The 25,974-nt window shown below is 63.4% G+C and carries 24 protein-coding genes; 11 read left to right on the forward strand and 13 right to left on the reverse strand.

The window, feature by feature from the left end:
* The first annotated feature begins 2 nt into the window (after nt 1-2).
* The 4 genes from pheT to DOM45_RS08750 all read left to right on the forward strand — a co-directional run bounded on the left by pheT (nt 3) and on the right by DOM45_RS08750 (nt 3,717).
* The gene (pheT, locus tag DOM45_RS08735; protein ID WP_110599552.1) at nt 3-2,384 is read left to right on the forward strand and encodes a phenylalanine--tRNA ligase subunit beta; all 2,382 of its coding nucleotides are present in this window, start codon (nt 3-5) and stop codon (nt 2,382-2,384) included.
* A gap of 28 nt (nt 2,385-2,412) precedes the next feature.
* Nucleotides 2,413-2,721 carry an integration host factor subunit alpha gene (gene ihfA, locus DOM45_RS08740; protein ID WP_110599554.1) on the forward strand — a complete coding sequence of 103 codons (309 nt, stop codon included), beginning with the start codon at nt 2,413-2,415 and terminating at the stop codon, nt 2,719-2,721.
* 148 nt (nt 2,722-2,869) lie between these two features.
* Nucleotides 2,870-3,331 (forward strand): flavodoxin domain-containing protein, encoded by a 462-nt coding sequence (locus tag DOM45_RS08745; RefSeq protein WP_110599556.1) that lies wholly within the window; start codon nt 2,870-2,872, stop codon nt 3,329-3,331.
* Nucleotides 3,328-3,717: a hypothetical protein gene (locus tag DOM45_RS08750; protein WP_110599558.1), complete on the forward strand. Its 390-nt coding sequence runs from the start codon at nt 3,328-3,330 to the stop codon at nt 3,715-3,717. The genes DOM45_RS08745 and DOM45_RS08750 overlap by 4 nt, the downstream gene beginning before the upstream one ends.
* Nucleotides 3,718-3,943: 226 nt before the next feature.
* On the opposite strand, the gene ppnN is transcribed toward DOM45_RS08750, so the two are convergent.
* Nucleotides 3,944-5,308, reverse strand: a complete 1,365-nt coding sequence (ppnN, locus tag DOM45_RS08755) for a nucleotide 5'-monophosphate nucleosidase PpnN (RefSeq protein ID WP_110599560.1) — start codon at nt 5,306-5,308, stop codon at nt 3,944-3,946.
* A gap of 33 nt (nt 5,309-5,341) precedes the next feature.
* Nucleotides 5,342-5,671: a YfcL family protein gene (locus DOM45_RS08760; protein WP_110599562.1), complete on the reverse strand. Its 330-nt coding sequence runs from the start codon at nt 5,669-5,671 to the stop codon at nt 5,342-5,344.
* Between the two features lie 274 nt (nt 5,672-5,945).
* Between DOM45_RS08760 and DOM45_RS08765 the strand changes: the two genes are divergently transcribed.
* Entirely contained in the window at nt 5,946-6,866 is a 921-nt protein-coding gene (locus DOM45_RS08765) for a LysR family transcriptional regulator (RefSeq protein WP_110599564.1), read from the forward strand.
* 117 nt (nt 6,867-6,983) lie between these two features.
* Here DOM45_RS08765 and gcvP read toward each other — a convergent pair whose 3' ends face one another.
* Both gcvP and gcvH read right to left on the reverse strand, forming a co-directional pair.
* The gene (gcvP, locus tag DOM45_RS08770; protein ID WP_110599566.1) at nt 6,984-9,884 is read right to left on the reverse strand and encodes an aminomethyl-transferring glycine dehydrogenase; all 2,901 of its coding nucleotides are present in this window, start codon (nt 9,882-9,884) and stop codon (nt 6,984-6,986) included.
* Nucleotides 9,885-9,972: 88 nt separating this feature from the next.
* A complete protein-coding gene (gene gcvH, locus DOM45_RS08775; protein WP_110599568.1) occupies nt 9,973-10,377 on the reverse strand; it encodes a glycine cleavage system protein GcvH in 405 nt (134 codons plus the stop codon).
* Between the two features lie 497 nt (nt 10,378-10,874).
* Here gcvH and DOM45_RS08780 point away from each other — a divergent pair, with 497 nt between their 5' ends.
* On the forward strand, nt 10,875-12,269 hold the full coding sequence (locus DOM45_RS08780; RefSeq protein WP_110600432.1) for an alanine/glycine:cation symporter family protein: 1,395 nt from the start codon (nt 10,875-10,877) through the stop codon (nt 12,267-12,269).
* A gap of 33 nt (nt 12,270-12,302) precedes the next feature.
* Nucleotides 12,303-13,415, forward strand: coding sequence for a glycine cleavage system aminomethyltransferase GcvT (gcvT, locus tag DOM45_RS08785; protein WP_110599570.1), 1,113 nt, complete (start codon nt 12,303-12,305; stop codon nt 13,413-13,415).
* Between the two features lie 43 nt (nt 13,416-13,458).
* On the opposite strand, the gene DOM45_RS08790 is transcribed toward gcvT, so the two are convergent.
* The 5 genes from DOM45_RS08790 to DOM45_RS08810 all read right to left on the reverse strand — a co-directional run bounded on the left by DOM45_RS08790 (nt 13,459) and on the right by DOM45_RS08810 (nt 17,584).
* Nucleotides 13,459-14,046, reverse strand: a complete 588-nt coding sequence (locus DOM45_RS08790; RefSeq protein ID WP_240612337.1) for an alpha-ketoglutarate-dependent dioxygenase AlkB family protein — start codon at nt 14,044-14,046, stop codon at nt 13,459-13,461.
* Between the two features lie 9 nt (nt 14,047-14,055).
* Nucleotides 14,056-14,610 carry a phosphatase PAP2 family protein gene (locus DOM45_RS08795; protein ID WP_110599572.1) on the reverse strand — a complete coding sequence of 185 codons (555 nt, stop codon included), beginning with the start codon at nt 14,608-14,610 and terminating at the stop codon, nt 14,056-14,058.
* The gene (locus DOM45_RS08800; RefSeq protein WP_110599574.1) at nt 14,579-15,736 is read right to left on the reverse strand and encodes a glycosyltransferase family 4 protein; all 1,158 of its coding nucleotides are present in this window, start codon (nt 15,734-15,736) and stop codon (nt 14,579-14,581) included. The genes DOM45_RS08795 and DOM45_RS08800 overlap by 32 nt, the downstream gene beginning before the upstream one ends.
* Before the next feature lie 139 nt (nt 15,737-15,875).
* The gene (locus tag DOM45_RS08805) at nt 15,876-16,709 is read right to left on the reverse strand and encodes a murein hydrolase activator EnvC family protein (RefSeq protein WP_240612338.1); all 834 of its coding nucleotides are present in this window, start codon (nt 16,707-16,709) and stop codon (nt 15,876-15,878) included.
* Nucleotides 16,709-17,584 (reverse strand): acyltransferase, encoded by an 876-nt coding sequence (locus DOM45_RS08810; RefSeq protein WP_110599578.1) that lies wholly within the window; start codon nt 17,582-17,584, stop codon nt 16,709-16,711. The genes DOM45_RS08805 and DOM45_RS08810 overlap by 1 nt, the downstream gene beginning before the upstream one ends.
* Nucleotides 17,585-17,992: 408 nt before the next feature.
* Between DOM45_RS08810 and DOM45_RS08815 the strand changes: the two genes are divergently transcribed.
* Entirely contained in the window at nt 17,993-19,309 is a 1,317-nt protein-coding gene (locus DOM45_RS08815; protein WP_110599580.1) for an MFS transporter, read from the forward strand.
* Between the two features lie 116 nt (nt 19,310-19,425).
* Here the strand turns inward: DOM45_RS08815 and DOM45_RS08820 are convergent, their stop codons facing one another.
* The 4 genes from DOM45_RS08820 to DOM45_RS08835 form a co-directional block, all read right to left on the reverse strand.
* Nucleotides 19,426-19,695, reverse strand: coding sequence for a GrxA family glutaredoxin (locus DOM45_RS08820; protein ID WP_110599582.1), 270 nt, complete (start codon nt 19,693-19,695; stop codon nt 19,426-19,428).
* 127 nt (nt 19,696-19,822) lie between these two features.
* Nucleotides 19,823-20,644, reverse strand: a complete 822-nt coding sequence (locus tag DOM45_RS08825; RefSeq protein ID WP_280951676.1) for an inositol monophosphatase family protein — start codon at nt 20,642-20,644, stop codon at nt 19,823-19,825.
* 151 nt (nt 20,645-20,795) lie between these two features.
* Nucleotides 20,796-21,332: a response regulator transcription factor gene (locus tag DOM45_RS08830; protein WP_110599584.1), complete on the reverse strand. Its 537-nt coding sequence runs from the start codon at nt 21,330-21,332 to the stop codon at nt 20,796-20,798.
* A gap of 42 nt (nt 21,333-21,374) precedes the next feature.
* Nucleotides 21,375-22,646 (reverse strand): ATP-binding protein, encoded by a 1,272-nt coding sequence (locus DOM45_RS08835; protein ID WP_110599586.1) that lies wholly within the window; start codon nt 22,644-22,646, stop codon nt 21,375-21,377.
* A 303-nt stretch (nt 22,647-22,949) separates the two neighbouring features.
* On the opposite strand from DOM45_RS08835, the gene DOM45_RS08840 reads away from it, so the two are divergent.
* The 3 genes from DOM45_RS08840 (at nt 22,950) to DOM45_RS08850 (ending at nt 25,962) form a co-directional block, all read left to right on the forward strand.
* Nucleotides 22,950-24,539, forward strand: a complete 1,590-nt coding sequence (locus DOM45_RS08840; RefSeq protein ID WP_110599588.1) for a peptide chain release factor 3 — start codon at nt 22,950-22,952, stop codon at nt 24,537-24,539.
* Nucleotides 24,540-24,687: 148 nt separating this feature from the next.
* Nucleotides 24,688-25,185 (forward strand): large conductance mechanosensitive channel protein MscL, encoded by a 498-nt coding sequence (gene mscL, locus DOM45_RS08845; protein WP_110599590.1) that lies wholly within the window; start codon nt 24,688-24,690, stop codon nt 25,183-25,185.
* Nucleotides 25,186-25,188: 3 nt separating this feature from the next.
* Nucleotides 25,189-25,962 carry a TatD family hydrolase gene (locus DOM45_RS08850; protein ID WP_110599592.1) on the forward strand — a complete coding sequence of 258 codons (774 nt, stop codon included), beginning with the start codon at nt 25,189-25,191 and terminating at the stop codon, nt 25,960-25,962.
* Nucleotides 25,963-25,974: the final 12 nt, after the last annotated feature.

A 25,974-nucleotide genomic window follows, 5' to 3' on the forward strand; every position in this document is an offset into this window, starting at 1 on the left:
AGATGAAGTTTTCCGAAGCATGGCTGCGCGAGTGGGTATCACCGGCGCTGGAGACGCAGGCCTTGGCCGATGCGATCACCATGGCGGGGCTCGAGGTCGATGCCGTCGAGCCTGTCGCCGCGACCTTCCATGGTGTGGTGGTGGCAACGGTGACCGACAAGTCGCCGCACCCCGACGCGGACAAGCTCAACGTCTGTCAGGTCGATGACGGCTCGGGTGAGCCGGTGCAGGTGGTGTGCGGCGCCCCCAACGTGGATATAGGGCAGCGGGTCCCGTTCGCGCGGGTAGGGGCGGTGCTGCCCGAGGATTTCAAGATCAAGAAAGCCAAGCTGCGGGGTGTGGAGTCCCGTGGCATGATCTGCTCGGCCTCCGAGCTCGGCTTGGAAGAGGGGCGTTCGGAGGGGATTTACGTGCTGCCGCCGGATGCGCCCACCGGGCAGGATTTTCGAACCTGGCTGGGCCTCGACGACCACACCATCGACGTCGACCTGACCCCCAACCGCGGTGACTGCCTCAGTCTGCGTGGAGTCGCACGCGAGGTGGGCAGCGTCACCGGTACCAAGGTCAGCGAGCCGACCGTCTCTACCGTCGTGGCCCGAAACAACGCCCAGTTCCCGGTCAGCGTGCACGATGGCGAAGGGTGTCCCCGCTATCTCGGGCGTGTCATTCGCGACGTCGATGTGACCGTGAAGACCCCGCTGTGGATGCGCGAACGCCTCCGTCGCAGTGGCATCCGCAGCATCGATCCGGCGGTCGATGTGACCAATTACGTCATGCTCGAGCTTGGCCAGCCCATGCACGCCTTTGACCTCGACTCGCTGGAGGGCGGCATCGAAGTCCGCCGTGCGGCTGTTGGCGAGCGCCTGACCTTGTTGGATGGACAGGAAGTGGCGCTGGACGACTCCACGCTGGTGATCGCCGATCGTAGCGGCCCGCTGGCGATCGCGGGGGTCATGGGCGGCGAGTCTACCGGTGTCACATCTCGGACACGCCACCTGTTTCTGGAGGCTGCCTTCTTTTCGCCCCTGGTCGTCGCCGGCAAGGCACGGGATTTCGGGCTGCATACCGACGCCTCGCACCGTTTCGAAAGGGGGGTGGACCCCGATATCACCCGCACCGCGATGGAGAGGGCGACCGAGTTACTGCTTTCGATCGTCGGCGGCGCGCCCGGGCCCATCACCGAAGTGAGGAATCCCGCAACCCTGCCGCACCGGGGTAGCGTCGAGCTTCGCCGTGATCGTCTGGCTTCCTGCCTGGGCGTACGTCTGGCAGACGAGGAGATTCAGCGCATCTTCCGCTCGCTCGGCATGACCAGTTCGGTGTCGGGGCAGACCTGGCATGTGCAGGTGCCGAGCTGGCGCTTCGACGTGTCGATCGAGGAGGACCTGATCGAGGAGTTGGCGCGCATCCATGGTTACAACCGGCTGCCCGCCACGCGACCCGAAGCCCGTCTGTGGCTGAAGGCCGACGACGAGGCGACCCAGCCGCTGAAGCGTCTCCGCCGTCACATGGTGTCCAGGGGCTATCAGGAAGCCGTGACATACAGCTTCGTATCGCCCGAGCTGCAGTCGCTGATCGTGCCCGAGGGCGTTTCTCCCGCGTTGGCGAATCCGATCTCCAGCGACATGTCGGTCATGCGTCACAGTCTGTTCCCGGGATTGATCAAGGCGCTCACCCACAACCTCAATCGTCAGCAGCATCGCGTCAGGCTGTTCGAGACCGGGCTGGTGTTTCAGGGGGCGCTGGACGACCTGACCCAGACATCGATGTTCGGGGGCTTGATCTGTGGGCCGCGCAGTGCGGAAGGGTGGTCCGCCAGTCGCGAGGGAGTCGACTTCTTCGATCTGAAAGGCGACCTCGAGAGCCTGATGGCCATGAGTGGATGCATGGAGGAGTGGACATTCGTCTCAGCGTCGCATCCCGCCCTGCATCCGGGACGCTCCGCCCGCCTCGAGCGTAACGGAGTGGCGGTCGGTTGGTTGGGTGCGCTGCATCCGGATATTCGCTCGCAGCTCGATATCAAGCCTGACGTTTATGTGTTCGAGGTCGAGCAGGAAGCCCTGACGCGCGGCGTCATACCAAAGTTCAAGCCGCTGTCGCGATATCCGGAAGTGCGCCGCGATCTGGCCTTCCTGGTGGATGAGAGCGTCGGCGTCACACCGCTGGTCGAGGCGATTCGGGCCCAGGCCGGCGAATGGTTGACTCGCTGGCAGCTGTTCGACGTCTATCAGGGTGCCGGTGTCGAGGCAGGCGCCAAGAGCGTTGCCCTGGGCTTGACCTGGCAGCATCCTTCGCGCACTCTCAATGACGAGGAAATCAATCAGTTAATCGCAGACGTGGTGCAGGCGGCGCAAGCTCGCTTCGGTGCCAGGCTGCGGAGTTGATCTGTAATCCTGCGCGAAGGGAGCGATCATGGGAGCGCTGACGAAAGCTGAGCTTGCGGAGCATCTTCACACCGAACTTGGCTTCTCCAAGCGAGAGGCCAAGTACATGGTAGAGACGTTCTTCGAGGAAATTCGCGGATGTCTGCGCGAGAATGAACAGGTCAAGCTCTCCGGGTTCGGCAATTTCGACCTGAGAGACAAGCGGGAGCGACCTGGGCGCAATCCCAAGACCGGCGAGGAGATCCCCATTTCCGCCCGGCGAGTCGTGACTTTCCGTCCCGGCCAGAAGCTCAAGGCCCGAGTCGAAAGCTTCGACGGTGAGTTGCAGGAAGAGTAAGCCGCCGGACTGGCCTCTTGCTCCCATGGATTTCGCGATCGCCTGCCAGCAGCACGCTGGCAGGCGATCGCGTTTTCATTTCCGGCGCGTGAGCCCCGCTGTCGGTGTGTGCTAAGCTCCCGCGCAAATCAACTGTCGACTGAGTGTTATGTCCAAGCTGAAGATCTTTGTCGGTACCGTCTACGGCGGTGCGCTCGATGTCGCCGAGCAGGTTTCTCCCTTGTTCGAACAGTCCGGTTATGACGTCACTATCGTCGAGCAGCCATCGCTGGAAGCGTTGACCGATGATATGCCCGACCTGGCACTGTTCTGTGTCTCCACCACGGGGAGCGGTGACTTTCCTGGCGATTTCGTGCCATTCGTCCGTGAGCTGAAGACCCGGTCGCCGAGTCTTGTGGCCCTGCGATATGGTCTGATCGCTCTGGGCGACAGCTCTTATGGCGACACGTTCTGCGGCGCCGGCCGGGCGCTCGACGAGATGCTCGCCGATCTCGGTGGGAAGCGATTGGGAGAACGTCTCGAGATCGATGCCATGGAGACGTTCATGGCGGATGATGCCGCGCTGCCCTGGGTGGAGGAGTGGCTGGCATCGCAGGGGTTGAACGGATGACTGTTCAGCAGGGACCGGCGGCGTCGCGGGCATTGACCGCCACGCGCTGGAGCACGCTGCTCGGACTGTGGGTGGTGATGCTGGTCTCGCTGCCACGCTACTGGCTACTGCATGACATGACCCGGCTATCGCTGCTGGCCATCCTGGCTGCGGTGGTCACCGTCGCGTTGATAGGGTTGTGGTGTCTGATGGCCGCCGCCGAGCGTCACCGTTGTCGCGGCGCCGTGGGGCACCTGGTCGCCTGTCTCGCGGTCGGTGGTCTGCTGATCTCCGCCTGGCACTGGATCGATGTGGCGGCCGTTCATTGGGCGGTGGTGGTCTCTCAGGGGGCGGCCCTGGGACTGCTGATACACGTCGTGCTGCGTCTCTGGCGACGACGGCGCTAGATCCGGTCGGGTCCTGCCTATTTTCCGTCCTGCAGGACTGAAACTCGCCAGCGTGTCCGACACGCCATCCGGCGATCGTCGTTGCCCCGAGAGCCGGAAAGGGGGCCGTCAAGGGCTTCTCTTTCCCACTCTTTCCTGTTCGATACCGTTTCCACTCGATTCAGAACCCCGGATCACGATCAGGCAGGCCTGATCGTGATCCGGGGCAGGCCGCTGGCAGTCGACGTTAGCCCAGGGTGTAGCAGGGCACGTATTCGCTGCCGGGCAGCTTCATGCGGCCCTGGGCGACGAACGATGTCAATAGCGCATCCAGGCGGGCCATCAGCTCGGGCTCGGCGTGCAGGCGGAAGGGGCCGCGCGCGGCGATGGCGCGTACGCCCGGTTCCTTGACGTTGCCGGCGACGATGCCCGAGAACGCCCGGCGCAGGTTGGCGGCGAGTTCGTGGTTCGGCTGATCGTGATGCAGGGCCAGCGCCGCCATGGCTTCGTGAGTCGGCTCGAAGGGCTGCTGGAAGCCGCGCTCGATATTGAGCCGCCAGTTGAAGTAGAAGGCGTCGTTCTGCTCGCGTCGAAATTCCGCCACCTTCTGGATGCCGTCGCGCATCAGGCGAGAGACGGTGATCGGGTCGTCCACAACGATGCGATAGTGACGACGGACCGACTCGCCGAGGGTATAGCACAGGAACTCGTCGATTTGCTGGAAATAGTCCCGGGCGCTCTCCGGGCCGGTGAAAATGACCGGGAAGGGAATGTCGCGGTTGTCGGGGTGCATCAGGATTCCGAGCAGATACAGAATCTCTTCCGCCGTCCCCACGCCACCGGGGAAGACCACGATGCCATGCCCGATACGCACGAACGCTTCCAGACGTTTCTCGATGTCCGGCATGATCACCAGTTCGTTGACGATCGGATTGGGAGACTCGGCGGCGATGATGCCGGGCTCGGAAATCCCCAGATACCGACTGCCATGGCGTCGCTGTTTAGCGTGGGCAAGATTGGCGCCCTTCATGGGCCCTTTCATGGCGCCGGGACCGCAGCCGGTGCAGATGTCCAACCCGCGCAGCCCCATGTGATACCCGACACCCTTGGTGTAGTCGTACTCTTCGCGGGTGATCGAATGCCCGCCCCAGCAGACCACCATGCTTGGCTCGTGCGCCGTGCGTAGGGTGCTGGCGTTACGCAGGATGTGGAAAACCGCGTTGGTGGCTCCCTCGTTGGTCTCCAGGTCGAACTTGGGGTTGTTCTGTATCTCGTTGTAGACGTAGACGATGTCACGCAGTACGGCGGACAACTGCTCGCGCACGCCGCGAATCATGCGACCGTCGACGAAAGCGCAGGCAGGGGCATTGGAGAGTTTGAGTCGGATGCCGCGATCCTGCTGCAGGACTTCGATGTCGAAGTCCTTGTAGGTCTCCATCACCGCCAGACCATCGTCGGTAGGGGTGTCGCAATTCAATATCGCCAGCGCGCAGCGGCGCACCAGGTCGTGAAGGCCACTGGTCGAGGTGTCCCGGAGTCGATTGACTTCGGACTGAGAGAGCACCTCGAGGCTGCCCTCGGGGGAGACGATGGTCGATAGCGTCTCAGGCATGGACGGCATCCTCGTGCAAATAGGTTCGGTGATTCAGTGCTCGGCCCGCGCAGCGGCGGTTTGCCAGAGTCCCGCGATCTGTTCGCGATCGGCGTCGCTCATGTTGTCCTGAGCGAAAGTGCTCTCCAGCCATTGCCAGTAGGTGGCGTCGAAGTCTTCCGCTTCGACATCGGCGGGATCGTATTCGGCCATTTCCTGCACCAGACCGATCTGGGGAATCATGTAGCCGAGCGCGAACAGCTCGCTGTCATCGGCGCGCTGCTCCATCGCGAGAAGCGTTTGCTGCACGGCCTTGGCGCGCTGCGCAAAGGGATCAGACATAGCGTTTTTCAATCCTGAGTGAAAGCCCGTCAATGCTAACATAGGCGCCGGTCCCTATCGCAGTTCGCAGTGGCGCGGGAGGGCAGATCAGACCGTTGTGGCGCCGCCCGGGTTCGGTAGGGTGTCGGGACCGGGGATCCTTGGAAAGGCCAGGACCTGGCCGGGCTTTTCTCGGACGTAACGGTGCGAGTTCGGGCATAAATTGTTATGATTGGAAAGTCCACAGGCGACAACGAGGCGTTATCGACTTTCGGCAGCAGCAGGCCATCGAATCGAAGCGCTTTAATTGCGTACAGCGTGAGTGATCCGCGTTTCCATGTTCAACGCCCAGTATTTCCGCACCTACATGATGCTCGTCGAGACAGGTAGCTTCACCCAGACCGCGGGCAAGCTGGACATGACGCAGCCGGGCGTCAGCCAGCACGTGCGCAAGCTCGAGGAGTATCTCGGCCGCTCGCTGCTCAATCGACATGGCCGTCGCTTCTCGTTGACCGACGCGGGACGTCGGGCCTACGACTATGCGGTGAAGCTCTTCGCCGAACACGAGCATTTTCGCCATTCACTGGATGATGATTCACCGGACAGCGGTGAATGTCGTATTGCCTCGCCCGGTAGTGTCGGCCTGATGTTCTACCCCTTCCTGCTGGGATATCAGCAGATGCATCCGGGGCTGACGGTCAACTACAGCTTCGCGTTCAACCACGAGATTGCTCAGGATGTGGTGGCCGGCCGTTACGACGTCGGTATCGTGACTGAAGTCAGCAAGCATCCCGACTTGAGTTACGAGGCTTGGCACCAGGAGCCACTGTGCCTGGTGGTACCGGCTGACTTCGCCGGCACCAGTCTCGGTGAACTGCTCGCGCTCGGGTTCGTCAATTACAACGACGGCAACACCAATGCGAGCCTGCTGTTGAAGAGCAACTTCGGCAGCGAGTTTCGCAGCATGAGCCACTTCCCGCGGCAGGGCTTCACCAATGAAGTGGGGCAGGTTCTGGATGCGGTGGCCAGGGGGCTGGGATTCACGGTCGTTTCGCGCCCGGTGCTGGAAACCTCGCCATGGCAGCGCCAGGTCAAGGAGGTCTCGCTGTCGAAACCGGTCTATGAGACCTTGCATCTGGTATCGCGAACCGACGTCGAACTGCCCAAGCGTTACCGCCAGTTGCTCGAGTCCTTTCGCCAGCAGCGACTCAACTCGCTATATGGTTATAGCGAACTGCCCGCCATGGAACCGAATTAGGGCTTCGTCTGAAATTGCCCGCGCTTGCCCGCGTGGTGTTAAAAATCGGCTCACTGAACCCTACCCGTCCCTGGCGTAACGACAACGGCCGTTGTCGTTGGGTCCTTGCTGTGCGCTTCAGAGAGCCTCCCGATAGGCCTCGATCGGCGGACAGCTGCAGATCAGGTTGCGATCGCCGAAGACGTTGTCGACCCGATTGACCGCCGGCCAATACTTGGCCTCGCGCACGGCGTCGGTCGGGAACGCCGCCGTCTCCCGCGAGTAGGGGCGATTCCACGCTTCCTCGGTCACGTCCGTCATGGTGTGCGGCGCCAGTACCAGAGGGTTGGTGTCCTTCGGCCACTCCCCGGATTCGACCCTGGCGATCTCTTCACGAATCGCGATCATGGCATCGCAGAAGCGGTCGATCTCGTAGCGAGACTCGGATTCGGTGGGTTCCACCATCAGCGTGCCCGCTACCGGGAACGACATCGTCGGGGCATGGAAACCATAGTCCATCAGACGCTTGGCGATATCCTCCTCGCTGATACCGGATGCCGCCTTGAGCGGGCGCACATCGAGAATGCACTCGTGGGCCACGGTGCCGTTGGCACCCTGATACAGCACCGGATAATGCGCCTCGAGCCGCCTGGCGATGTAATTGGCGTTGAGGATGGCCAGCTCGGTGGCTTCCCGTAGTCCGCGGGCGCCCATCATCTTGATGTAGGCCCAGGAGATCGGCAGGATCGAGGCGCTGCCGAAGGCGGCCGCCGAAACCGCGCCGGAATCCTTCTCGATGCCCTCCTGCGGGGTCACCACGTGATTGGGCAGGTGTGGCGCCAGGTGTGCCTTGACGCCGATGGGGCCCATACCCGGGCCGCCGCCGCCGTGCGGAATGCAGAAGGTCTTGTGCAGATTGAGATGGGAGACATCGCCGCCGTAGTCACCGGGGCGACAGAGCCCGACCTGGGCGTTCATGTTGGCGCCGTCGATGTAGACCTGGCCGCCATTGTCATGAACGATCCGACAAGCGTCACGAATGTTCTCTTCGAACACGCCGTGGGTCGATGGGTAGGTCAGCATGATGGCCGACAGATTGGCGCTGTGCTTCGCGGCCTTGGCTTCGAGGTCCGCCATGTCGATGTTGCCATCGCGGTCGCACTCGACGACGACCACCTTCATCTGGGCCATGGCCGCGGAGGCCGGGTTGGTGCCATGGGCGGAGCTGGGGATCAGACAGATATCGCGATGGCCTTCATCCACCGCGGCCTGATACCGCCGAATCGCGACCAGGCCGGCGTACTCGCCCTGAGCGCCCGAGTTCGGCTGCATCGAGATGCTGTCGTAACCGGTGATCTCGATCAGGAAATCGCTCAGCTCGGTGATCATCTGGCGGTAACCGGTGGTCTGCGCCGCGGGAGCGAAAGGATGGATGTTGGCAAACTCGGGCCAGGTGATCGGTATCATCTCGCTGGTGGCGTTCAACTTCATGGTGCAGGAACCCAGCGGGATCATCGCATGGGTCAGCGAGAGATCGCGATTTTCCAGGCGCTTGAGATAGCGCAGCATCTCGGTTTCGCTGCGAAAACGCTGGAAGTTGGGATGCTGCAGGAAGTCGCTCTGACGGCGGTAGGCGGCGGGGATTCCGCAGGCGTTGCCCTCGACGGCCTGATGATCGAGCTCGCTGACGGAAAGGCCGTGCTCCTCGCCGATCAGCACGTCGAACAGCTCCGCCAGGTCGGCCGCGGTGGTGGTTTCGTTGAGGCTGACCCCGACTTCGCCATCGGCGGGATAGCGCAGGTTGATCTCGCGCGTCAATGCGCGGCCCTGAATCCGGTGGCTGTCGACACCGGACAGCGTCAGCGTGTCGAACCAGCTGTCGTGCTTGAGCGCAATCCCATGCTGCTCCAGGCCCAGTGCGAGCAGGGTCGTGAGGCGATGAATGCGGTCGGCGATGGTCCGCAGTCCGTCGGCACCATGATAGGTCGCGTAGAACCCGGCGATGTTCGCCAGCAGCGCCTGCGCGGTGCAGATGTTGGAGGTCGCCTTCTCGCGGCGGATGTGCTGCTCGCGGGTCTGCATCGCCATGCGCAGCGCCGGGCGTCCACGGCTATCCTTGGAAACGCCGATCACCCGGCCGGGCAGGGAGCGCTTGAGCCCTTCGCTGGCGGCGAAGAAGGCGGCATGCGGGCCGCCGTAACCCATCGGCACGCCGAAACGCTGGGAGTTGCCCAGCACGATGTCCACGCCCATGGCGCCAGGCTCCTTCAGCCTGACCAGGCTCATCAGGTCGGCCGCGACGCAGGTCATGATCTGGCGCGAGCGGGCCTCGGCAACGAGGCTCTCGATATCGACGATGTCACCGTCGACACCGGGGTACTGCAGCAGCGCGCCGAAAACGTCTTCCTGGGCCAGCTGGCTCGCGGGTGCCACGACCAGCTCGAATCCGAGGTAGGCCGCCCGGGTGCGGAGCACGTCAAGGGTCTGGGGCAGTACGCTGTCGGCGACGAAGAAGCGCTGGCTCTTCTGCTTCTTGTTGGCGCGCCGGCAGAGCGCCATGGCTTCCGCCGCCGCCGTGGCCTCATCGAGCAGCGAGGCGTTGGCAATCGCCATTCCGGTCAGATCCATCACCATCTGCTGGAAGTTGAGGAGCCCCTCCAGACGTCCCTGGGCTATCTCGGGTTGGTACGGCGTATAGGCCGTGTACCAACCGGGATTCTCCAGCACGTTGCGCTGAATGACGGCAGGCAGGTGCGTCGGATAGTAGCCCTGACCGATGTAGCTCTTGAAGACCTTGTTCTGGCGGGCCAGACCCCGTAGATAGTCCAACGCCTCCGATTCGCCACGCGGGCCATCCAGATCCAGTTCCCGGCCAAGTCGGATTCCCTTGGGAATGGTGCGATCGATCAGCGTCTCCAGCGATGACATGTCGAGCGCTTTGAGCATCTCGGTGACGTCGAGAGAATTCGGGCCATTGTGACGCTGAATGAAGTCGGCGTGATTGGCCAGGTCAGTCAGAGGGCGAGTCTCGGTGGGCATGATCTATCCGGCGAGGTTGGCGGGAAAAGGGGCGGCCGTTCGACGACGATGGCAGCGAACGGCCGAGCGGGTAAAGACGAGGCGGCGATCAGTCGTCCTGATCTTCCTCGGCGGCGACCAGTTCGCGGTAGGCGTCCGCCGACATCAGCGACTCCAGATCGCCTTGATCGGTCAATTGCAGCTTGAGAATCCAGCCGTCACCATAGGGTGAATCGTTGACGGTTTCCGGCGCGTCCTCCAGCGACTCGTTGACCTCGACGATCTCTCCCGCCAGGGGGGAGTAAAGGTCGGAGGCGGCCTTCACCGACTCGATGACGCCAAACTCGTCGCCGGCGTCCAGCTCCCGCCCGGGATCCGGAAGCTCGACGAAGACCACGTCACCGAGGGCTTCCTGGGCATGATCGGTGATACCGACGGTCACGGTACCGTCGCCATTGTCCAGCACCCATTCGTGGCTATCGGTGTACAGCAGGTTGTTGGGGATGTCGCTCATGGGAGTTTCCTATACGAAACAGTTTTCGGTATGGGGAATTTTGGTGAGCATTATGCACGAATGCGGGATCGATTGGCATAGTCTCGAGCGTCTCCAGCGCACCTTTGCGCGGAGTGCGCTTCTAGGTTGAGCCCAGATCCACGAAACGTCCAGTGTCGGGAGACGATCTCCGCAGAGCCCCGGCATATACGCCACCGACCTCGGCCGCTCCGTCGCCGACCGCTGCCATAGGACATCGCCACGCCAGGGCCGGACACCCGGAATGGCGATGAGGAAAAAGTTTCTTATTGGAAACACCAGGCGCTTTTCGCTAAGGTGTATCTTCCCGTCACATGGGGTATGGCGGCGGCTGCTGGATGAATGCTTTGGAATAATTGTGAACGCGTAGTTGAATCCTCTATTGTTGCCACGCTTTGACTTATTAATGATCGATCGTGGCGGCGGTTGGCCGTTCTGGCCCGTTCGACAGCAACAACAACGTGAGAATGGAGGTCGACGTGGAGCAACTCAATGCGGTTTTCAGTGCCATCAATGGTGTCGTTTGGGGGCCATTGATGCTGATCTTGCTGTTTGGGGTCGGTATCTACCTGCAGCTAGGGCTCAAGTTGATGCCCATTCGCAAGCTTGGCCTCGGTTTCAGTCTGCTATGGCAGGGACGACGCAGTGAAGCCGATAGTCGCGACGAGGGCGAGATTTCACCCTTTAACGCGCTGATGACAGCGCTCTCCGCGACCATCGGGACCGGCAACATCGCCGGCGTCGCCACCGCCATTGCGCTCGGTGGGCCGGGCGCGGTGTTCTGGATGTGGCTGACGGCGCTGGTGGGGATGGCGACCAAGTTCGCCGAAGCCGTGCTGGCTGTCCGTTACCGCGAGACCGATTCGACCGGCAATCATGTCGGCGGCCCGATGTATTACATCCGCAACGGGCTCGGCAAGCGGTGGGCATGGCTGGGCGGGCTGTTCGCGTTCTTCGGTGCGGTGGCGGCCTTCGGCATTGGCAATACCGTTCAATCCAACTCCGTCGCGGATGCTTTGACGACCTCATTCGGGGTGCCGGCCTGGCTGACCGGTCTGATCATCATGGTGCTGGCCGGCGCGGTGATCCTGGGCGGGATCAAGCGCATCTCCCGCGTCGCCGGCAAGCTGGTGCCGTTGATGGCCGTTGCCTACTTCGCGGCCGGCGTGGTCGTGCTGGTGCTGAATGCCGACCAGATCGGTGGCGCTCTGGGCACGATCTTCTCCCACGCCTTCCAGCCGATTGCGGCCAGTGGTGGCTTCGCCGGCGCGGCAGTGGCAGCGGCGATCCGTTTTGGCGTCGCCCGCGGGATCTTCTCCAACGAAGCCGGCCTGGGTAGCGCGCCCATCGCACATGCCGCAGCGCAGACCCGCAATCCGGTCCGTCAGGGACTGATCGCCATGCTGGGGACATTCATCGATACGCTGGTAGTCTGCACCATGACCGCGCTGGTGATTCTGACCTCGACCCACTGGCTCGATGGCGAAAGCGGTGCGGGGTTGACCTCGCTCTCCTTCGACAGCGCCTTGCCCGGCTTCGGGCAGCACATCGTGGCGATAGCGCTGTCGATATTCGCCTTCACCACCATTCTCGGCTGGTCGTTCTACGGCGAGAAGTGCTTCCAGTATCTGTTCGGCGACCGCGCGATTCTGCTGTATCGCATACTGTTCGTGCTGGCAGTGCCGGTCGGGGCCATGGCGAAGCTGGACTTCATCTGGTTGGTGGCGGACACCTTCAACGCGATGATGGCCATTCCCAACCTGATCGCGTTGGCGCTGCTGTCGCCGGTGGTGTTCAAGCTGACCCGGGATCACTTCGCCGGCAAGACGGTTCTGCCGGGAGAGGAGCTGGAAGGTCGCGGCCCTAAAGCGTAACGTTTTTCTATCTGCCCTGATCTGGAGACATCCATGTCCGACATGAAACAGACCCCGCTGTTCGCGCTGCATCAAGAGCTCGGTGGCAAGATGGTGCCGTTCGCCGGATACAGCATGCCCGTGCAGTATCCGCTGGGCGTCAAGAAGGAGCATGAGCATACGCGCCGGGCCTGTGGGCTGTTCGACGTTTCCCACATGGGGCAGCTGATGGTGACCGGACCCGCGCCAGCGAAGGCGATGGAGACCCTGGTCACCGCCGATGTCGTCGGGCTGGCGGAAGGAGGGCAGCGCTACGCGCTGTTCACCAACAGCGAAGGTGGCATCCTGGACGACCTGATGATCGTCAACCAGGGCGACTCGCTGTACGTGGTGGTGAATGCCGCATGCAAGGACCAGGACCTCGCGCTGCTGCGCACCGGGCTCGGGGCGAATCACGATGTCGAGGTCCTCGACCGCGGGCTGCTGGCGCTGCAGGGCCCCGATGCCGCGACCGTCATGCAGCGGCTCTGTCCTGCGGCTTGCGATCTGGTCTTCATGGAGCATGACCGGTTCGAGGTCATGGGCAACGAGATCTGGATAAGCAGAAGCGGTTATACCGGCGAAGACGGTTTCGAGATCTCGGTACCGTCCGAGGCGACCGAAGCACTGGCACGCTGGTTCGTCGATCAGCCGGAGGTCGAGCCCATCGGTCTGGGAGCGCGAGACTCCTTGCGCCTCGAGGCTGGACTCTGCCTCTACGGACACGATATCGACACGACCACCACGCCTGTCGAAGCCAGCCTCTCCTGGGCGGTGGGCAAGCCTCGTCGCGTTGGCGGAGAGCGGGAGGCCGGCTTCCCGGGCGCGGACAGGGTTCTGCACCAGCTGCAGGCCAAGGATCATCGTCGGCGCCGTGTCGGCCTGCTTGGCGAAGGCCGAGCGCCGGTCCGAGAGGGGGCCAAGCTGTTCGACGCGGATGACCAGATGGTCGGGCAGGTCACCTCGGGTAGTTTTGGACCCAGTGTAGGCGCACCTGTCGCCATGGCCTACGTCGTGGTCGAGGCCGCCGAGAAAGGCGCCACGCTCTATGCCGACGTTCGCGGCAAGCGATTGCCGATGGTGATCACGCCGATGCCCTTCGTGCCCGCCAACTACCATCGCGGTTGATCCCCAACATCTCCAGATTTATACCGTTATCTTGCAAGCCTCCTCAATCAGGNNCGCCGTCGATCGCGCGTGGCGCCAGCGCGTGTTGCCAGCGGGATTGCGCGCCGGGGCCCATCAGCAGCAGGCTGCCGTGAGGTAGCCAGACGTTGAAGGCGCGACGGGCGTCGGCGCGCTTTTCCCGAAAGCGAAGCGGGCGTTCGCTGCCGAGCGAGACCGACGCGACGATGGGATCTGCTCCCAGCTCGGGCTCGTCGTCGCTGTGCCATCCCATTCTCTGGTCGCCGCTCTCGTAGCGGTTCAGCAGTACACTGTTGAAGTCTTGGCAGGGTAGATCTGCCACCTCGAGCGCGTGGATCACCCGGTTTCGCAGATCCGCCACCAGCGGGTGCCAGGACCAGGGCTGCAGGGCGCGACCGGAGTAGCGATAGCTAGCGCCGTCATCGCCCATCCAGCACTGGGAGCGAGGAATCACATGTCGTTTGCCGTAGAGCGACAGGGTCGGCGATGACCATGCGATCTCCCGCTCGAGCCGGTGCTGAATGGCGGAGGCCTCGGCGGCGGCGATGAAATCGGGGAGCAGCATCAACGGCGGAGAGGCGGCGACGCATTGCCAGCGGTCAGGGAGGGACATACAGAGGCTTCAGTTCCAGATCATCAGCGCCAGCAGGCCGCTGCACCAGGCGAGGCCCGCCCCGATCAGCGCCCCCACGATCACGTCACTGACGTAATGGAGTCCCAGTATCACGCGGGAAACAGCGATCAGGCCGGCAAGTGGCAGAACCACGGGCAGCAGCTGCGGGCTGCTGGCGGCGGTCAGGCTGGTGAACATGACCGCGTGCAAGGTATGGCCGCTGGGAAAGCTGTAGCGATCCACGGGCGGCATGGTGCAGCGGATCGTGGTGAAGGTGATATAGGGTCGCTCACGACACAGGCGAGTCTTCAGCAGCCGGTAGAGCAGGGCGGCGACGCTGGCCGTCAGGCCCCACTGCACCGCGAGCCACCAGCCCTGGCGGCCGTGAAGCAGCGGCTGCAACAGGGCCAGGAACACCCAGGCAGGCCAGTCTCCCAATCGGCTGACGCAGCGGAAGAGCCAGAGTGTCGGGGCATGGCGGGACAGCTCCGCCAGACGGTGACTGAGCCGGCTCTCGAGGCGATCCAGTCGCTCAAACGTGAGACGTTGAGTGCGTGGCGGCATGTTGGGTCCCCTGAACTTGAATCAACTGCGCAAGAAAGCGATCACCAATGTGGCCCCAGCTCAGGCTCGAGACGCGCTGGTGAGCCTGACGGCCCAATCGAGCGTAGATTGCAGGCTGTCGGCATAGCTCGCTGGCAGCCTGGATGAAGCCTTGGGCATCTTCGGGCGGCACCAGGCGACCATCGATGTTGTCGGTGATCAACTCTCCCGCTGCCGCATGATCGAAGGCCACCACGGCCAGCCCGGAGGCCATGGCCTCCGGAACGACGTTGCCGAATGTCTCCGACAGCGAGGGAAAGATGAACATGTCCGCACTGGCATAGTGCCGTGCCAGCGATTCACCTGTCTTGAAACCCGTGAATATGGCCTCTGGCAGGCGCCTGGCGATCGTCTTGCGTGCCGGCCCGTCTCCGACCAGGACCTGTACCAGCGCCGGATTGGCACGCTGCATCGCCGCCATCGTGTCGGCCAGCAGGTCGATATTCTTCTCGCTGGCGAGCCGTCCGACGTAGAGCGCCACCGGCTGGTGCGGACCGGCTCCCCATTCGCGTCTGAGCTCGACGTCCCGGCGCGAGGGGCGATAGCGTTGAGCATCGACGCCCCGGGCGAGTACCGAGACCCGCCGATATCCGCTGCTCTCGAGCATTTGCTGTTGTGCCGCGGTGGGGACCAGGGTCGCTTCGCAGCGATTGTGGAAATACCGTAGACCCCGGCGAGCGATGGGGATGCTCCAGCCGAGATGATAGTTGCTGGCATACTGGTCGAAGTTGGTATGAAAGCCGCTGACCACCGGGATCCGCAGGTTTCGAGCGGCATTCAGCGCCGACCAGCCGAGTGGACCTTCGGTCGCGATGTAGATGGCGTCCGGACGCTCCTGTCGCCAGAGCCGGATCAGCCGGCGGCGGCACGGCAAGCCGATGTGCACGTCGGCATAGATGGGAAGGGCGATTCCCCTGACGTGAATGTCTCGTTCAGCCAGGGCGTCACGCTCGCCATTCACCGGGCTGGGACGAACCAGCTGAAGCAGGACCCCCTTGGATGCCAGATGGCTGGCGAGCTGGCTCAGGGTATGAGCCACGCCGTTGACCTCCGGCGCCCAGGTTTCACTGACCAGGGCTACACGCATCTTCACCACTCCTTCCACGCCAGCGAGGCTCTCCAGCAGTCCAGCCCGATCGCCAACCGTGTTCGAACCGGTCTCCGATACTGGGGGCTGCCGATGACGTCAATGCGTCACGGTAATGACGAATTCATGACACCGTTGATTAGCGTAGCACGCGTGCGGGGTCCACGGGCTTGCCGCCATGGCGGAGATCGAAAAGCAGATGATAGCGGCTGCTGTCGCTCTCCTTTCCGATCTCGCACAGCGGGGTGCCGGCGGATACCGATTGCCCCTCCGATACCATCAACTTGTCGCAGAACGCATAGACACTCTGCATGTTGTCGGCGTGGTGGAGGATGACGACCTGGCCCAATTGACGCATGCCACTGGCGAATCTGACCTTGCCCGAGGTGGTTGCCCTGGCCGTGGCAGGCGAGGATGTCGTCAGCATCATGGGCTGCAGTGTACCGTGGGCATCTCGTCCGAACCGGCGCTCGATGGTGTAGTTCTCCAAGGGCCAGCGCCAGCCCCTTGCCGACGAAGGGAGCGGGCCGGGATCGGGCAGCGATCGGGATGCCGCCGGTGTTGGCGATGATGGGCGGCGGCCCGCCGAGCCGCCCGCCAGCGGTACCTGGATCAACTGGCCGACGGCCAGCTGCGAGGGATCGATGCCCGCGTTTGCGGCCTGGACACGCTGCGGATTGGCGCCGAAGTATCGCGCGATCGAGTAGAGGGAGTCGCCTCGTCTCACCTGGTAACGGTAAGGGCCGCCACCGGGCGCGCGCTCCTGTTGCGAAGGCAGCAGCAGGCGCTGGCCGACCGCAAGGCGGCGCGAATCCACGCCGGGGTTGAAGCGCTGGAGCCGGAGCAGCGGTATGCCCGCCTGGTCCGCGATCTTGCCCAGCGTGTCGCCACGCTGCACCGTCACCCAGCCACCGCCGTCGGCGATGCGGGCCTGGCCGCCACCCCCACTCGCGCAGCCCGCGAGCAGGAGCATCAATCCCAGGAGTAGGAGGAGAGCGCCGCGTCTTTTTCCTGCCACAGTGCATTCAACCATGTGTAGAAACGTTCCTTGTATTGGGCATCGTCGTAGCCCCCGTCCAGCATCCACTGCGGCCTGTCGAGACATCTCGCGACGATCGCGACGTCGGCCTCGCGCCCGCACAGGAAGTCCCAGAAGTTGGGGGTGCCCCGACGGTAGTGCAGGGTGACGTCGATGATACCGTCCAGGCGCGGCCCCAGCAGCCCGATCACCTGGGCGACGCCGCCGGCCTTGGGCCGCAGGAGATGGCGGTAGGGGCTCTTCTGAAGGCGCTGCTTCTCAGGCGTGCAGCGAGTCCCTTCGACGAAGTTGTAGATCGTCATCGGCATCTCGCGGGCATGATCGCACATGCGCCGGGTCGCCTGGCGGTCCCGCTCGGCGAGCTTGGGATTCCGAGCCAGCTTCTCGCGGGTGTAGCGACGCATGAACGGGAACTCCAGGGCCCACCAGGCCAATCCGACGATCGGCACCAGAATGAGCTCTCGCTTGAGAAAGAATTTTGGCATCGAGAGGCGACCCGTCAGCACGTAGAGCAGGGCGATGATATCGGTCCAGCTCTGGTGATTGGCCATGACCAGCCACCACCGGCGTGGAGAGAGCGAGTCGGGGAGGTCGGCGTGGATCGTGGGACGAATCCAGCGGCGAATCCAGACATTGTTGGTTTTCACCCAGGCGAGGGCGATCCAGTGGAGACCGCCGAGCACCCCAAGGCGCCAGCGCCGGGTGGGGGTCACCAGTTTCAGTATCGTCAGCGCCACCAGAGGCATACCCCAGAAGAGCGTATTGAGAACCAGCAGCAGGACGCTGACGCACCCTTTCAGGGTCGACATGCCATTCTCCATCAATGACTTGGCTCGATGTTACTGGAATGTCGCCAGGCTGCACAGCGCTTCGGCCGGGATCCCGACGCCGCGTGGTGGTCGACGCGAATTCTGGGGCGGAATCCCGGAAAGGTTGAGATCCATCATTGCCGAAAAACTAACCAATCTAAGACCGGTGTCGGTAGGGTCGGCGGCCATCGCCATCGGCCACCGGAAATGCACAGTGTTATCCACAGAAGATGTGAATAATTCGTGTCGGTCCCCGGAATGCAGGCTGGACGAGTGGTCTCGGCAAGAACCGCTTCGAGTTGATAGACTGCCGCCGCCATGGCCTTCTGATCTCGACATTCGGCGCTCTTCGACGCGATTCGATGTGCTGCGCCGGGTTTCCCCATCGACGCCTGACGGAGAACCTCGTTGCGTTCACTACCCGCGACCCTGCCGATCCTGTTCCTGTGTGAAATCAGTTTCCTGCTGGGGCACGGACTGATCATGACGCTGCTCGGCGTGCGCATGTCGCTGGAAGCGTTTCCTTCCCAGATGGCGGGTCTGCTCATGTCCTGCTTCTCGCTGGGCTTCGTCGCGGGCAGCTACTGGCTGGAGAAGCGCATACGTAGCGTCGGTCACATCCGCGTGTTCGCGGCCTGTGGGGCGTTGCTGGCAGCGACGGCGATACTCCATGGGCTCTGGGTCAATCCCTGGGCATGGCTGGTCTGGCGGCTGTTTGGCGGCGCGGCGACCGCGGGGCTGTTGATGGTGATGGAGTCCTGGGTCTCGGGAGAGTCCACCAACGAGAATCGTGGTCGGGTACTGGGTTGGTATCTGGTGATCTCGACGCTCTCCCTGGCGGGCGGCCAGTGGATGCTCAACATGGCGGATCCGGCCACCTTCGTGCTGTTTTCGGTAGCCGGCGTCCTGTTCGCACTATCGCTGGTGCCGCTTTCGATCCACCGTATCCAGGGGCCGTTGCGCAGCAGTCACGACGTGTCCGCCAAGATTTCGCTGCGAACCTTGATGACTCGGGCGCCGGTCGGGCTGGTAGGGGCGTTCGTGGCGGGGCTCATGGTCCAGGCCTTCTTCGCAATGACCCCTTACTATGGCCAGGAGATCGGCCTCACGACCGCTCAGACGGCGAAATTCATGTCGATCACCACGCTGGTGGCGCTTATCGCGCAGTGGACGCTGGGAAGGGTTTCTGATCGCTTCGACCGCCGCAAGGTCATCCTGTGCATGGCGCTGGTGATGACGATATCCGGCGTGCTGATCGTGTTCGCCGCGAGATCGAGTTACTGGCTGCTGGTTTTCGTCGCGAGCTTCCATACCGCGATGCTGCACACCCTTTACTCGCTGAGCCTGGCCCACACCCATGACTGGCTCGAACCGGAAGAGACCATCCAGGCCAATGCGAAGGTCCTGATGTGTTACGGCGTGGGCTCCATCGTCGGGCCCTTCAGTGCGTCGCTACTGATGCACAGCGTGGGGCCGGATGGCCTCTGGCTGTTCCTCGGCGCGGCCGCGCTGGGTCTGGCGCTGTTCATCGCCTATCGGTTGTGGCGCCGCGAGCCGGTCAAGGCACCGGAGGAGCAGGAGCCGTACACGCCGCTAGTGCCGATGGTGGAATCGACCCACTACATCAACGAGCTGGACCCGCGGCATGGCCCCTACCAGTACGAATTGAATCTGGAGGGGGAGCTGGAAGAGGTACAGGAAGAGTCCGGGCTGCAGCCGGCATGAGCTTGCCTGGCCGCCGCAGGCGCATGCTTGTCGCTGGCCGAAACGGCAGCAGCCGGCGAATGCCGGCTTCTGAAGTGGCTGTCAGTGTCTGTCGTGGCGTCGGGCGCCGTTTCCCGTCAGGCGTTTTCGGGCATCAGTGCCTTGTCCCGCACGTACTGGTCGAACTCGGTGAAGCCACCGATATGGGTCTGGTCGACGAAGATCTGCGGCACGGTCTCTACCGGCTTGCCGATGGTCTTCTCCATGTCGGCTTTGGTGATGCCTTCCGCATGGATATCGATGTAACGGAAATCGAAATCGTCTCGCGCCTCCTTCAGTTTTTCCGACAGCTCCTTGGCGCGAACACAGAAAGGGCAGCCGGGACGGCCGAAAATGACAGTCAGCATCGTGTGTCTCCTGTTGCTGGGAAAGGCAATTGGATGGGTGTAAAGCCTGAGAAAAGATGGGGGTTATTCTTTCGTATTAAACCCGCACGGCCCAATAGAGTCTCTCTACGTCCATCATTGCAAGCCACTATGGTTCGAGACGCCGCCCGGCGTCGGCATCCCGCAGCAGATCCCCCAGCGCTCGATGGATGCCGGGCGCTGTGACCAGCAGGTTTTCGCCGTAGAGTTCCGCCGGTAGATTGCGGGGGCATTCGTAGAGATGACTCGTCTTCGCGCCGGCTTCACGAGCGATCAGCAGCCCGGCGGCGAAATCCCAGGGCGAGACGCTTTCATAGTAGGCATCGAGCTGGCCGCAGCCCACATGACAGAGGTCCAGCGCCGCGGAGCCGTTGCGGCGCACGTCGCGGCAGGCGTGCAGGACATGGTTCAAGCGCTTGACCAGCGGGCCGCGTTTGTCGCGCGCGTAGGGAAAGCCCGTCCCGACCAGGCTTCTCTCGAGGGTTTCCGACTGGCTGCACGCCATCGGCTCACCATTGAGATGGGCACCCTGGTCACGCACGGCGGTGAAAGTCTCGCCGAGAAACGGGGCGTGAACCACGCCGAGTTGGACCTCGCCGTCGAACGCCAGGGCGATCGACACGGCGACATGGGCGTGGCCGTAGGCGAAATTGACAGTACCGTCGATGGGGTCCACGACCCACAGCGGGCCGTCCTGTTCGAGTTGGCTGCGGTCCGGGGTCAGCTCCTCGGTCAGCCTTGCCTCGCCTGGAAACAGGGTCTCCAGCTCGCTGGCGATCATGTGATCGACAGCGACGTCGATTTCGGTCACCAGCTCGTCACCACCCTTGTACTGGCGGGAGAAATTTTGCTTCCGGCGAGCCTGGACGATCATGTCGCCGGCCTGTCGGGCGATACGGATCACCGAGTCGAGGCGTTGGGGGTGGTCCACGTTGAACTCCTGTCGGGGAAATGGCGTGGTCCCGGCGATCGGCGGAATCGTCGGGACGAACGGGGAACTTGTCTGCATGACGGCGTCGACCGGCCCCATACGGCGAGCCCGATCGACGCAGCGCGATGCCGAGGTGGCGCCGGGCGGTGATCTAGTGCCGCACCGGGCGCTTCTGGAGTTTACGCTGCAGGGTTCGCCGATGCATGCCCAGGGCCCGGGCCGTTGCCGAGATATTGCCGTCGTGTTCATGCAGCACTTTCTGGATGTGCTCCCAGGTGACCCGGTTCACCGAGGGGGGATTGTCGGCGATTTCCACGTCGACATCGCCGCTCTCGCGCTCGAGCGACTGCAGGATCTCATCGGCGTCGGCTGGCTTGCACAGGTAATTGACGGCACCGAGTTTCATCGCTTCCACGGCGGTGGCGATGCTCGAGTAGCCCGTCAGCACCACGATGCGACACGCGGGCGCCACTTCCAGCAGAGCCGGTAGCAGCTTGAGGCCGGAGTCCGACTCCAGCTTCAGGTCGAGCGTCGCCAGGGCGGGCGGTGCTTCCCTCGCGGCCGCCAGGGCCTGGTCATGAGTATGGGCGACGACCACGTCGTAGCCCCGGCGCCGCATGGCGCGCTCCATGACGAAACAGAGTTGTTCGTCGTCGTCGACGATCAGCAGACGTTCCGGATCGCTCATCGGTGGTTCTCCTTGGCGAATGATTGACGATCGACAGCAGCGCTACAGGCTCTCGCCGACCTTGATGCGGGGGAGCTTGACCTCCGTCAGGGTGCCGCCTTCCTCGTGGTTGTAGAGACTCACGCCGCCACCGAACCGGTTGACGGTGGCGTGGGTGAGGAACAGCCCGATTCCCATGCCTTTGCTCTTGGTCGAGATGAAAGTGTCGCCCAACTGATCCGCGATCGACATCGGTACGCCCGGGCCGTGGTCGCGGATGTCGATGACCACTTCGTCGGCGTTCCAGTCGAGGCTGGTGACGACGGCATCGGGGCTGGCATCGGCGGCGTTGTTGAGCAGGTTGATCATCGCCTGCTCCAGCGTGGCGTCGACGGCGATGGTCGGCTGGCCGCGCTTGCCGAGCACTTCCAGGCGATGGTTGACATCGGGACGCAGCACCAGCCAGCGCTGGATCAGGTTCTGGAGCCAGGGGGTGGCGCGAAGCGTCTCGGGCTTCTCCAGGCGCCGCCGATCCGCATTGGCGACGAGGGTCTGCAGGCGCTGCTTGCAGGTGTCGACCTGATGACGCAGCAGGTCGATATCCTCCACCAGCGATGGCTGGTCGCTGGCCTCGTGGCGCATCTCCTTGAGCAGCACCGCCATCGTCGATAGCGGCGTGCCGAGCTCATGCGCCGTGCCGGCAGCCTGGGTTGCAACGGCCAGGATCTGCTCGTTGCGCAGCGCCGCCTCGCGAGTGCGCGACAGGGTCAGGTCACGTCGCCGCAAGGTGTGCGCCATCTTGAAAATGAAGAAGGTCAACAGGCTGCCGGAAAGAATGAAGTTCAGCCACATGCCCAGGGTATGCAGCTGGACGCCAAAGACGACCGTGCTGTTGGTCAACTGCGGGACCGGCTCGTAGAACAGCATCATGGTGGTGTAACTGGCGGTGGCCGCTATCGCGATGACCCAGGCGTGGAACCACGGCAGGGTGGCGGCGGCGATCCCCAGCGGTACCAGCAGGTAGGTGATGAAGGGGTTGCTCGAGCCGCCGGTGTAGTAGAACAGCAGGCTCAATCCGGCGATGTCGACCAGCCAGTGCAGCAGGTATTCGGTATCGGTGACCGCGCGGGGCCGGCCCAGTCGCCACCAGGTCGCCACGTTGAACAGGCCCATGGCAACGATGACGCTGATGACCGGAAGAACGTGCAACTGGAATCCCAGCACCTCGATGCCGAAGATGATCGCGGCGAGGAAACCGGTCCAGGTGATACCGCGGACGATCGTCAGGCGAACCAGGTTGCGGTTCGGCGTCGAGAGCGGAAGCGGTTGCAGCATGGTCTCTCCGGGATCGAGTCGGGTGACGGCGTCGAAGTTGCCAGCAGTGACGATGGGGCTGGCTCGGCAGCGCCGCCAGCGTCGTCGCCATGTTAACGCAATGCCGGGAAGCGGCGTGAGCCCGGACATGGCCGCCGGGGTGGCGAGGGCAGTGTCCATTTGTCGCAGGTCCGGCCGGTGGTATCCGGCGGGTCGGGCGGCTACAACTCTGCGGGATCAGCGCGTACAATCGCCGCCATCTTCGATTCCCCGCGACCTCCCGGCCACGCCGCGTGAGTGCCGCCCCAGTCAGTGAAGCCTTTCATGTCAGATGCTCAGCTCGCCCAGGAAGCGGCCCTACGCCGCACCTTCGCCATCATCAGTCACCCCGATGCGGGGAAGACGACGATCACCGAGAAAATGTTGCTATTCGGCAACGCCATTCAGTTGGCCGGCTCGGTCAAGAGCAAGCGGGCGGAGCGCCACGCCACCTCCGACTGGATGAAAATGGAGCAGGAGCGCGGCATCTCCGTCACCACCTCGGTGATGCAGTTCCCCTACAACGGGCGCATCGTCAACCTGCTCGACACCCCGGGGCACGAAGATTTTTCCGAGGATACCTATCGCACCCTGACCGCCGTGGACTCGGCGCTGATGGTCATCGATGCGGCCAAGGGTGTCGAAGACCGTACCATCAAGTTGATGGAGGTCTGTCGGCTGCGCACTACGCCAATCCTGACCTTCATCAACAAGATGGATCGCGAGACCCGGGATCCCATCGAAGTGATGGACGAGATCGAGACGGTTCTCGATATTGCCTGCGCGCCGATGACCTGGCCGATCGGCATGGGCCGTGCGTTCAAGGGGGTCTATCACCTCTACGACGACGTCATCCATCTCTACACCCAGGGCCAGGGCAACCGGATTCCGGAAGACAAGCGCATCGAAGGACTGGACAGTCCCGAAGTGGACCGGGTACTGGGCGAGAGCGCGGCGGAAGAGCTGCGGATGGAGGTCGAACTGGTGCGAGGCGCGTCCCATCCGTTCGATCTGGAAGCCTACCGTCGCGGCGAGCTGTCGCCGGTCTACTTCGGCACGGCGATGGGTAATTTCGGTGTCCGGGAAATGCTCAACGGATTCGTCGAGTTCGCACCGACGCCCCAGGTGCGGGAGACCGATACGCGGGAAGTGGTCGCCGAAGATGGCCGCTTCTCCGGCTTCGTGTTCAAGATTCAGGCCAACATGGATCCCAAGCACCGGGACCGGGTGGCGTTTCTGCGAATCTGTTCCGGCAAGTACGAACGCAACATGAAGATGCGTCACGTCCGGATCGGCAAGGAGGTCAAGATCGCCGATGCGCTGACCTTCATGGCCTCCGACCGTGCCCATGTCGAGGAGGCGTGGCCCGGCGACATCATCGGTCTGCACAATCACGGCACGATCCAGATCGGCGACACTTTCACCGCCGGCGAGGACATGCGCTTCCTCGGCATTCCGCACTTCGCGCCGGAGCTGTTCCGCCGGGTGCGGTTGCGCGACCCCCTGAAGATGAAGGCGCTGCAGAAGGGGCTTCAGCAGCTCTCGGAGGAGGGCGCGACCCAGGTCTTCCTGCCGCTGGACAACAACGACCTGATCGTCGGCGCGGTCGGTACGCTGCAGTTCGATGTCGTCGCCCATCGGCTCAAGGAGGAGTACAAGGTCGACTGCCTCTACGAACCCGTCAACGTCAACACGGCACGCTGGGTCTACTGTCCGGACGCGAAGAAGCTCGACGAGTTCAAGCGCAAGGGCAGCGCCAATCTGGCGCTGGATGGCGGCGACTACCTGACTTACCTGGCGCCGACCCGGGTCAATCTCCAGATGACCCAGGAGCGCTGGCCGGAGATCGAGTTCCGGGCCACCCGCGAGCACTGAGACGCGGCCGTTCTGGCACTGCCCGGGGGAGGCGATTTCATCTTGCCGCTCCCGGGCGGTTGGGCCATGCTGACTAGCGTCGCGGCCCGGCGGATGGCGGCCCCCCCCTAACAAGCGTCGTGCGATCGACCAAAAAAGGAGAATGTCGATGGCTTCCAAGTTCCTGAAGGAGTTCCGAGAGTTTGCCGTCAAGGGCAACGTCGTCGATATGGCGGTGGGTATCATCATTGGCGGTGCGTTCACGCTGATCGTGCAGAGCCTGGTCAAGAACGTGATGAACCCGATCCTCGGGCTGCTGATCGGTGGTGTCGACTTCTCCAACTTCTTCGTCGTGCTCAAGGAAGGCGCCACGGCGGGACCCTACGCCTCGCTCGCAGCCGCCCAGCAAGCTGGCGCCGTCACTCTGGACTACGGCCTGTTTCTCAACGCCGTGATCAGCTTCGTCATCGTGGCCTTTGTGGTGTTCCTGCTGGTGCGCAGCATCAACCGCATGAAGCGCGAGGAGGCCGTTGCGCCCAAGGCGCCGACGGACAAGGCCTGCCCCTACTGCTTCATGACGATCCCGGTCAAGGCGACCAAGTGCGGCCACTGCACTGCCGACCTGCCGGTGTCGGACCCCGAGCCGCAAGGGACAGCCGCGACCTGAGTCATGCTGTTCGACGCCCACTGTCACCTCGATTTCGACAGTTTCGACGCCGATCGCCAAGCCGTCTTCGAACGTGCCCATGCGGTTGGCGTTTCGCGTTTCATGGTGCCGGGAACGACGCGTGAGCGCTGGGGGGCGGTGTTGAGCCTGGGGGAGCGTGCCGACGTGGTAGTGGCGCTCGGGCTGCACCCCTATTTCATCGCCCAGCACGCCGCCGGTGATCTCGAGGCGCTGGAGAAGGCCGTGGCGCCCGGCGATCGACTCGTCGGCATTGGCGAGTGCGGGATCGACGCCAGATTCGAGGCGACGCTGGAGCGTCAATGGGAGCTGTTCGAAGCGCAACTGCAGCTGGCGAAGCGGTATCGGCTGCCGGTCATCATCCACTGCGTCCACGCCGATGATCAGGTGGCCAAGCGACTGAAGCAGCTCGATCTTCCGGCGCGCGGCCTGATTCACGCCTTCGGCGGCAGCCCGGAACAGGCCAAGCGTTTCGTGGATCTCGGCTACCGGCTCGGGCTTGGCGGTGCTGTCACCTACGATCGCGCCAAGCGCTTGCATCGGGCGGTAAGGGCGATACCCGACGACGGCTTCGTGCTCGAGACCGATAGCCCCGACATGCCGTTGGCCGGGCGTCAGGGGCAGCGCAACGAGCCCGCCCATCTCGACGAGACCCTGGCCCGTGTCGCGCTGTTGCGGGGCCAGGATGCCGACTGGGTCGCCGCCAGCGCCTGGGACAATACCCACCGGCTCTTCCGACTGGAGGCGGCGTCGCCCTGAGTGGAAGCCGTC

Source organism: Salinicola lusitanus (assembly GCF_003206045.1).
Lineage (GTDB): Bacteria > Pseudomonadota > Gammaproteobacteria > Pseudomonadales > Halomonadaceae > Salinicola > Salinicola lusitanus.

Excerpts from the sequence above, each read along its gene's own strand:
- DOM45_RS08765 (WP_110599564.1), top strand. The coding sequence starts at position 5,946 with ATGTTCAACGCCCAGTATTTCCGCACCTACATGATGCTCGTCGAGACA.
- ihfA (WP_110599554.1), top strand. The coding sequence starts at position 2,413 with ATGGGAGCGCTGACGAAAGCTGAGCTTGCGGAGCATCTTCACACCGAA.
- mscL (WP_110599590.1), top strand. The coding sequence starts at position 24,688 with ATGGCTTCCAAGTTCCTGAAGGAGTTCCGAGAGTTTGCCGTCAAGGGC.
- gcvH (WP_110599568.1), bottom strand. The coding sequence starts at position 10,377 with ATGAGCGACATCCCCAACAACCTGCTGTACACCGATAGCCACGAATGG.
- pheT (WP_110599552.1), top strand. The coding sequence starts at position 3 with ATGAAGTTTTCCGAAGCATGGCTGCGCGAGTGGGTATCACCGGCGCTG.
- DOM45_RS08850 (WP_110599592.1), top strand. The coding sequence starts at position 25,189 with ATGCTGTTCGACGCCCACTGTCACCTCGATTTCGACAGTTTCGACGCC.
- DOM45_RS08795 (WP_110599572.1), bottom strand. The coding sequence starts at position 14,610 with ATGCCGCCACGCACTCAACGTCTCACGTTTGAGCGACTGGATCGCCTC.
- DOM45_RS08805 (WP_240612338.1), bottom strand. The coding sequence starts at position 16,709 with ATGCTCCTGCTCGCGGGCTGCGCGAGTGGGGGTGGCGGCCAGGCCCGC.
- DOM45_RS08830 (WP_110599584.1), bottom strand. The coding sequence starts at position 21,332 with ATGAGCGATCCGGAACGTCTGCTGATCGTCGACGACGACGAACAACTC.
- DOM45_RS08810 (WP_110599578.1), bottom strand. The coding sequence starts at position 17,584 with ATGTCGACCCTGAAAGGGTGCGTCAGCGTCCTGCTGCTGGTTCTCAAT.
- DOM45_RS08820 (WP_110599582.1), bottom strand. The coding sequence starts at position 19,695 with ATGCTGACTGTCATTTTCGGCCGTCCCGGCTGCCCTTTCTGTGTTCGC.
- DOM45_RS08800 (WP_110599574.1), bottom strand. The coding sequence starts at position 15,736 with ATGCGTGTAGCCCTGGTCAGTGAAACCTGGGCGCCGGAGGTCAACGGC.
- gcvP (WP_110599566.1), bottom strand. The coding sequence starts at position 9,884 with ATGCCCACCGAGACTCGCCCTCTGACTGACCTGGCCAATCACGCCGAC.
- DOM45_RS08840 (WP_110599588.1), top strand. The coding sequence starts at position 22,950 with ATGTCAGATGCTCAGCTCGCCCAGGAAGCGGCCCTACGCCGCACCTTC.
- DOM45_RS08750 (WP_110599558.1), top strand. The coding sequence starts at position 3,328 with ATGACTGTTCAGCAGGGACCGGCGGCGTCGCGGGCATTGACCGCCACG.
- DOM45_RS08835 (WP_110599586.1), bottom strand. The coding sequence starts at position 22,646 with ATGCTGCAACCGCTTCCGCTCTCGACGCCGAACCGCAACCTGGTTCGC.
- DOM45_RS08760 (WP_110599562.1), bottom strand. The coding sequence starts at position 5,671 with ATGTTAGCATTGACGGGCTTTCACTCAGGATTGAAAAACGCTATGTCT.
- ppnN (WP_110599560.1), bottom strand. The coding sequence starts at position 5,308 with ATGCCTGAGACGCTATCGACCATCGTCTCCCCCGAGGGCAGCCTCGAG.
- gcvT (WP_110599570.1), top strand. The coding sequence starts at position 12,303 with ATGTCCGACATGAAACAGACCCCGCTGTTCGCGCTGCATCAAGAGCTC.
- DOM45_RS08745 (WP_110599556.1), top strand. The coding sequence starts at position 2,870 with ATGTCCAAGCTGAAGATCTTTGTCGGTACCGTCTACGGCGGTGCGCTC.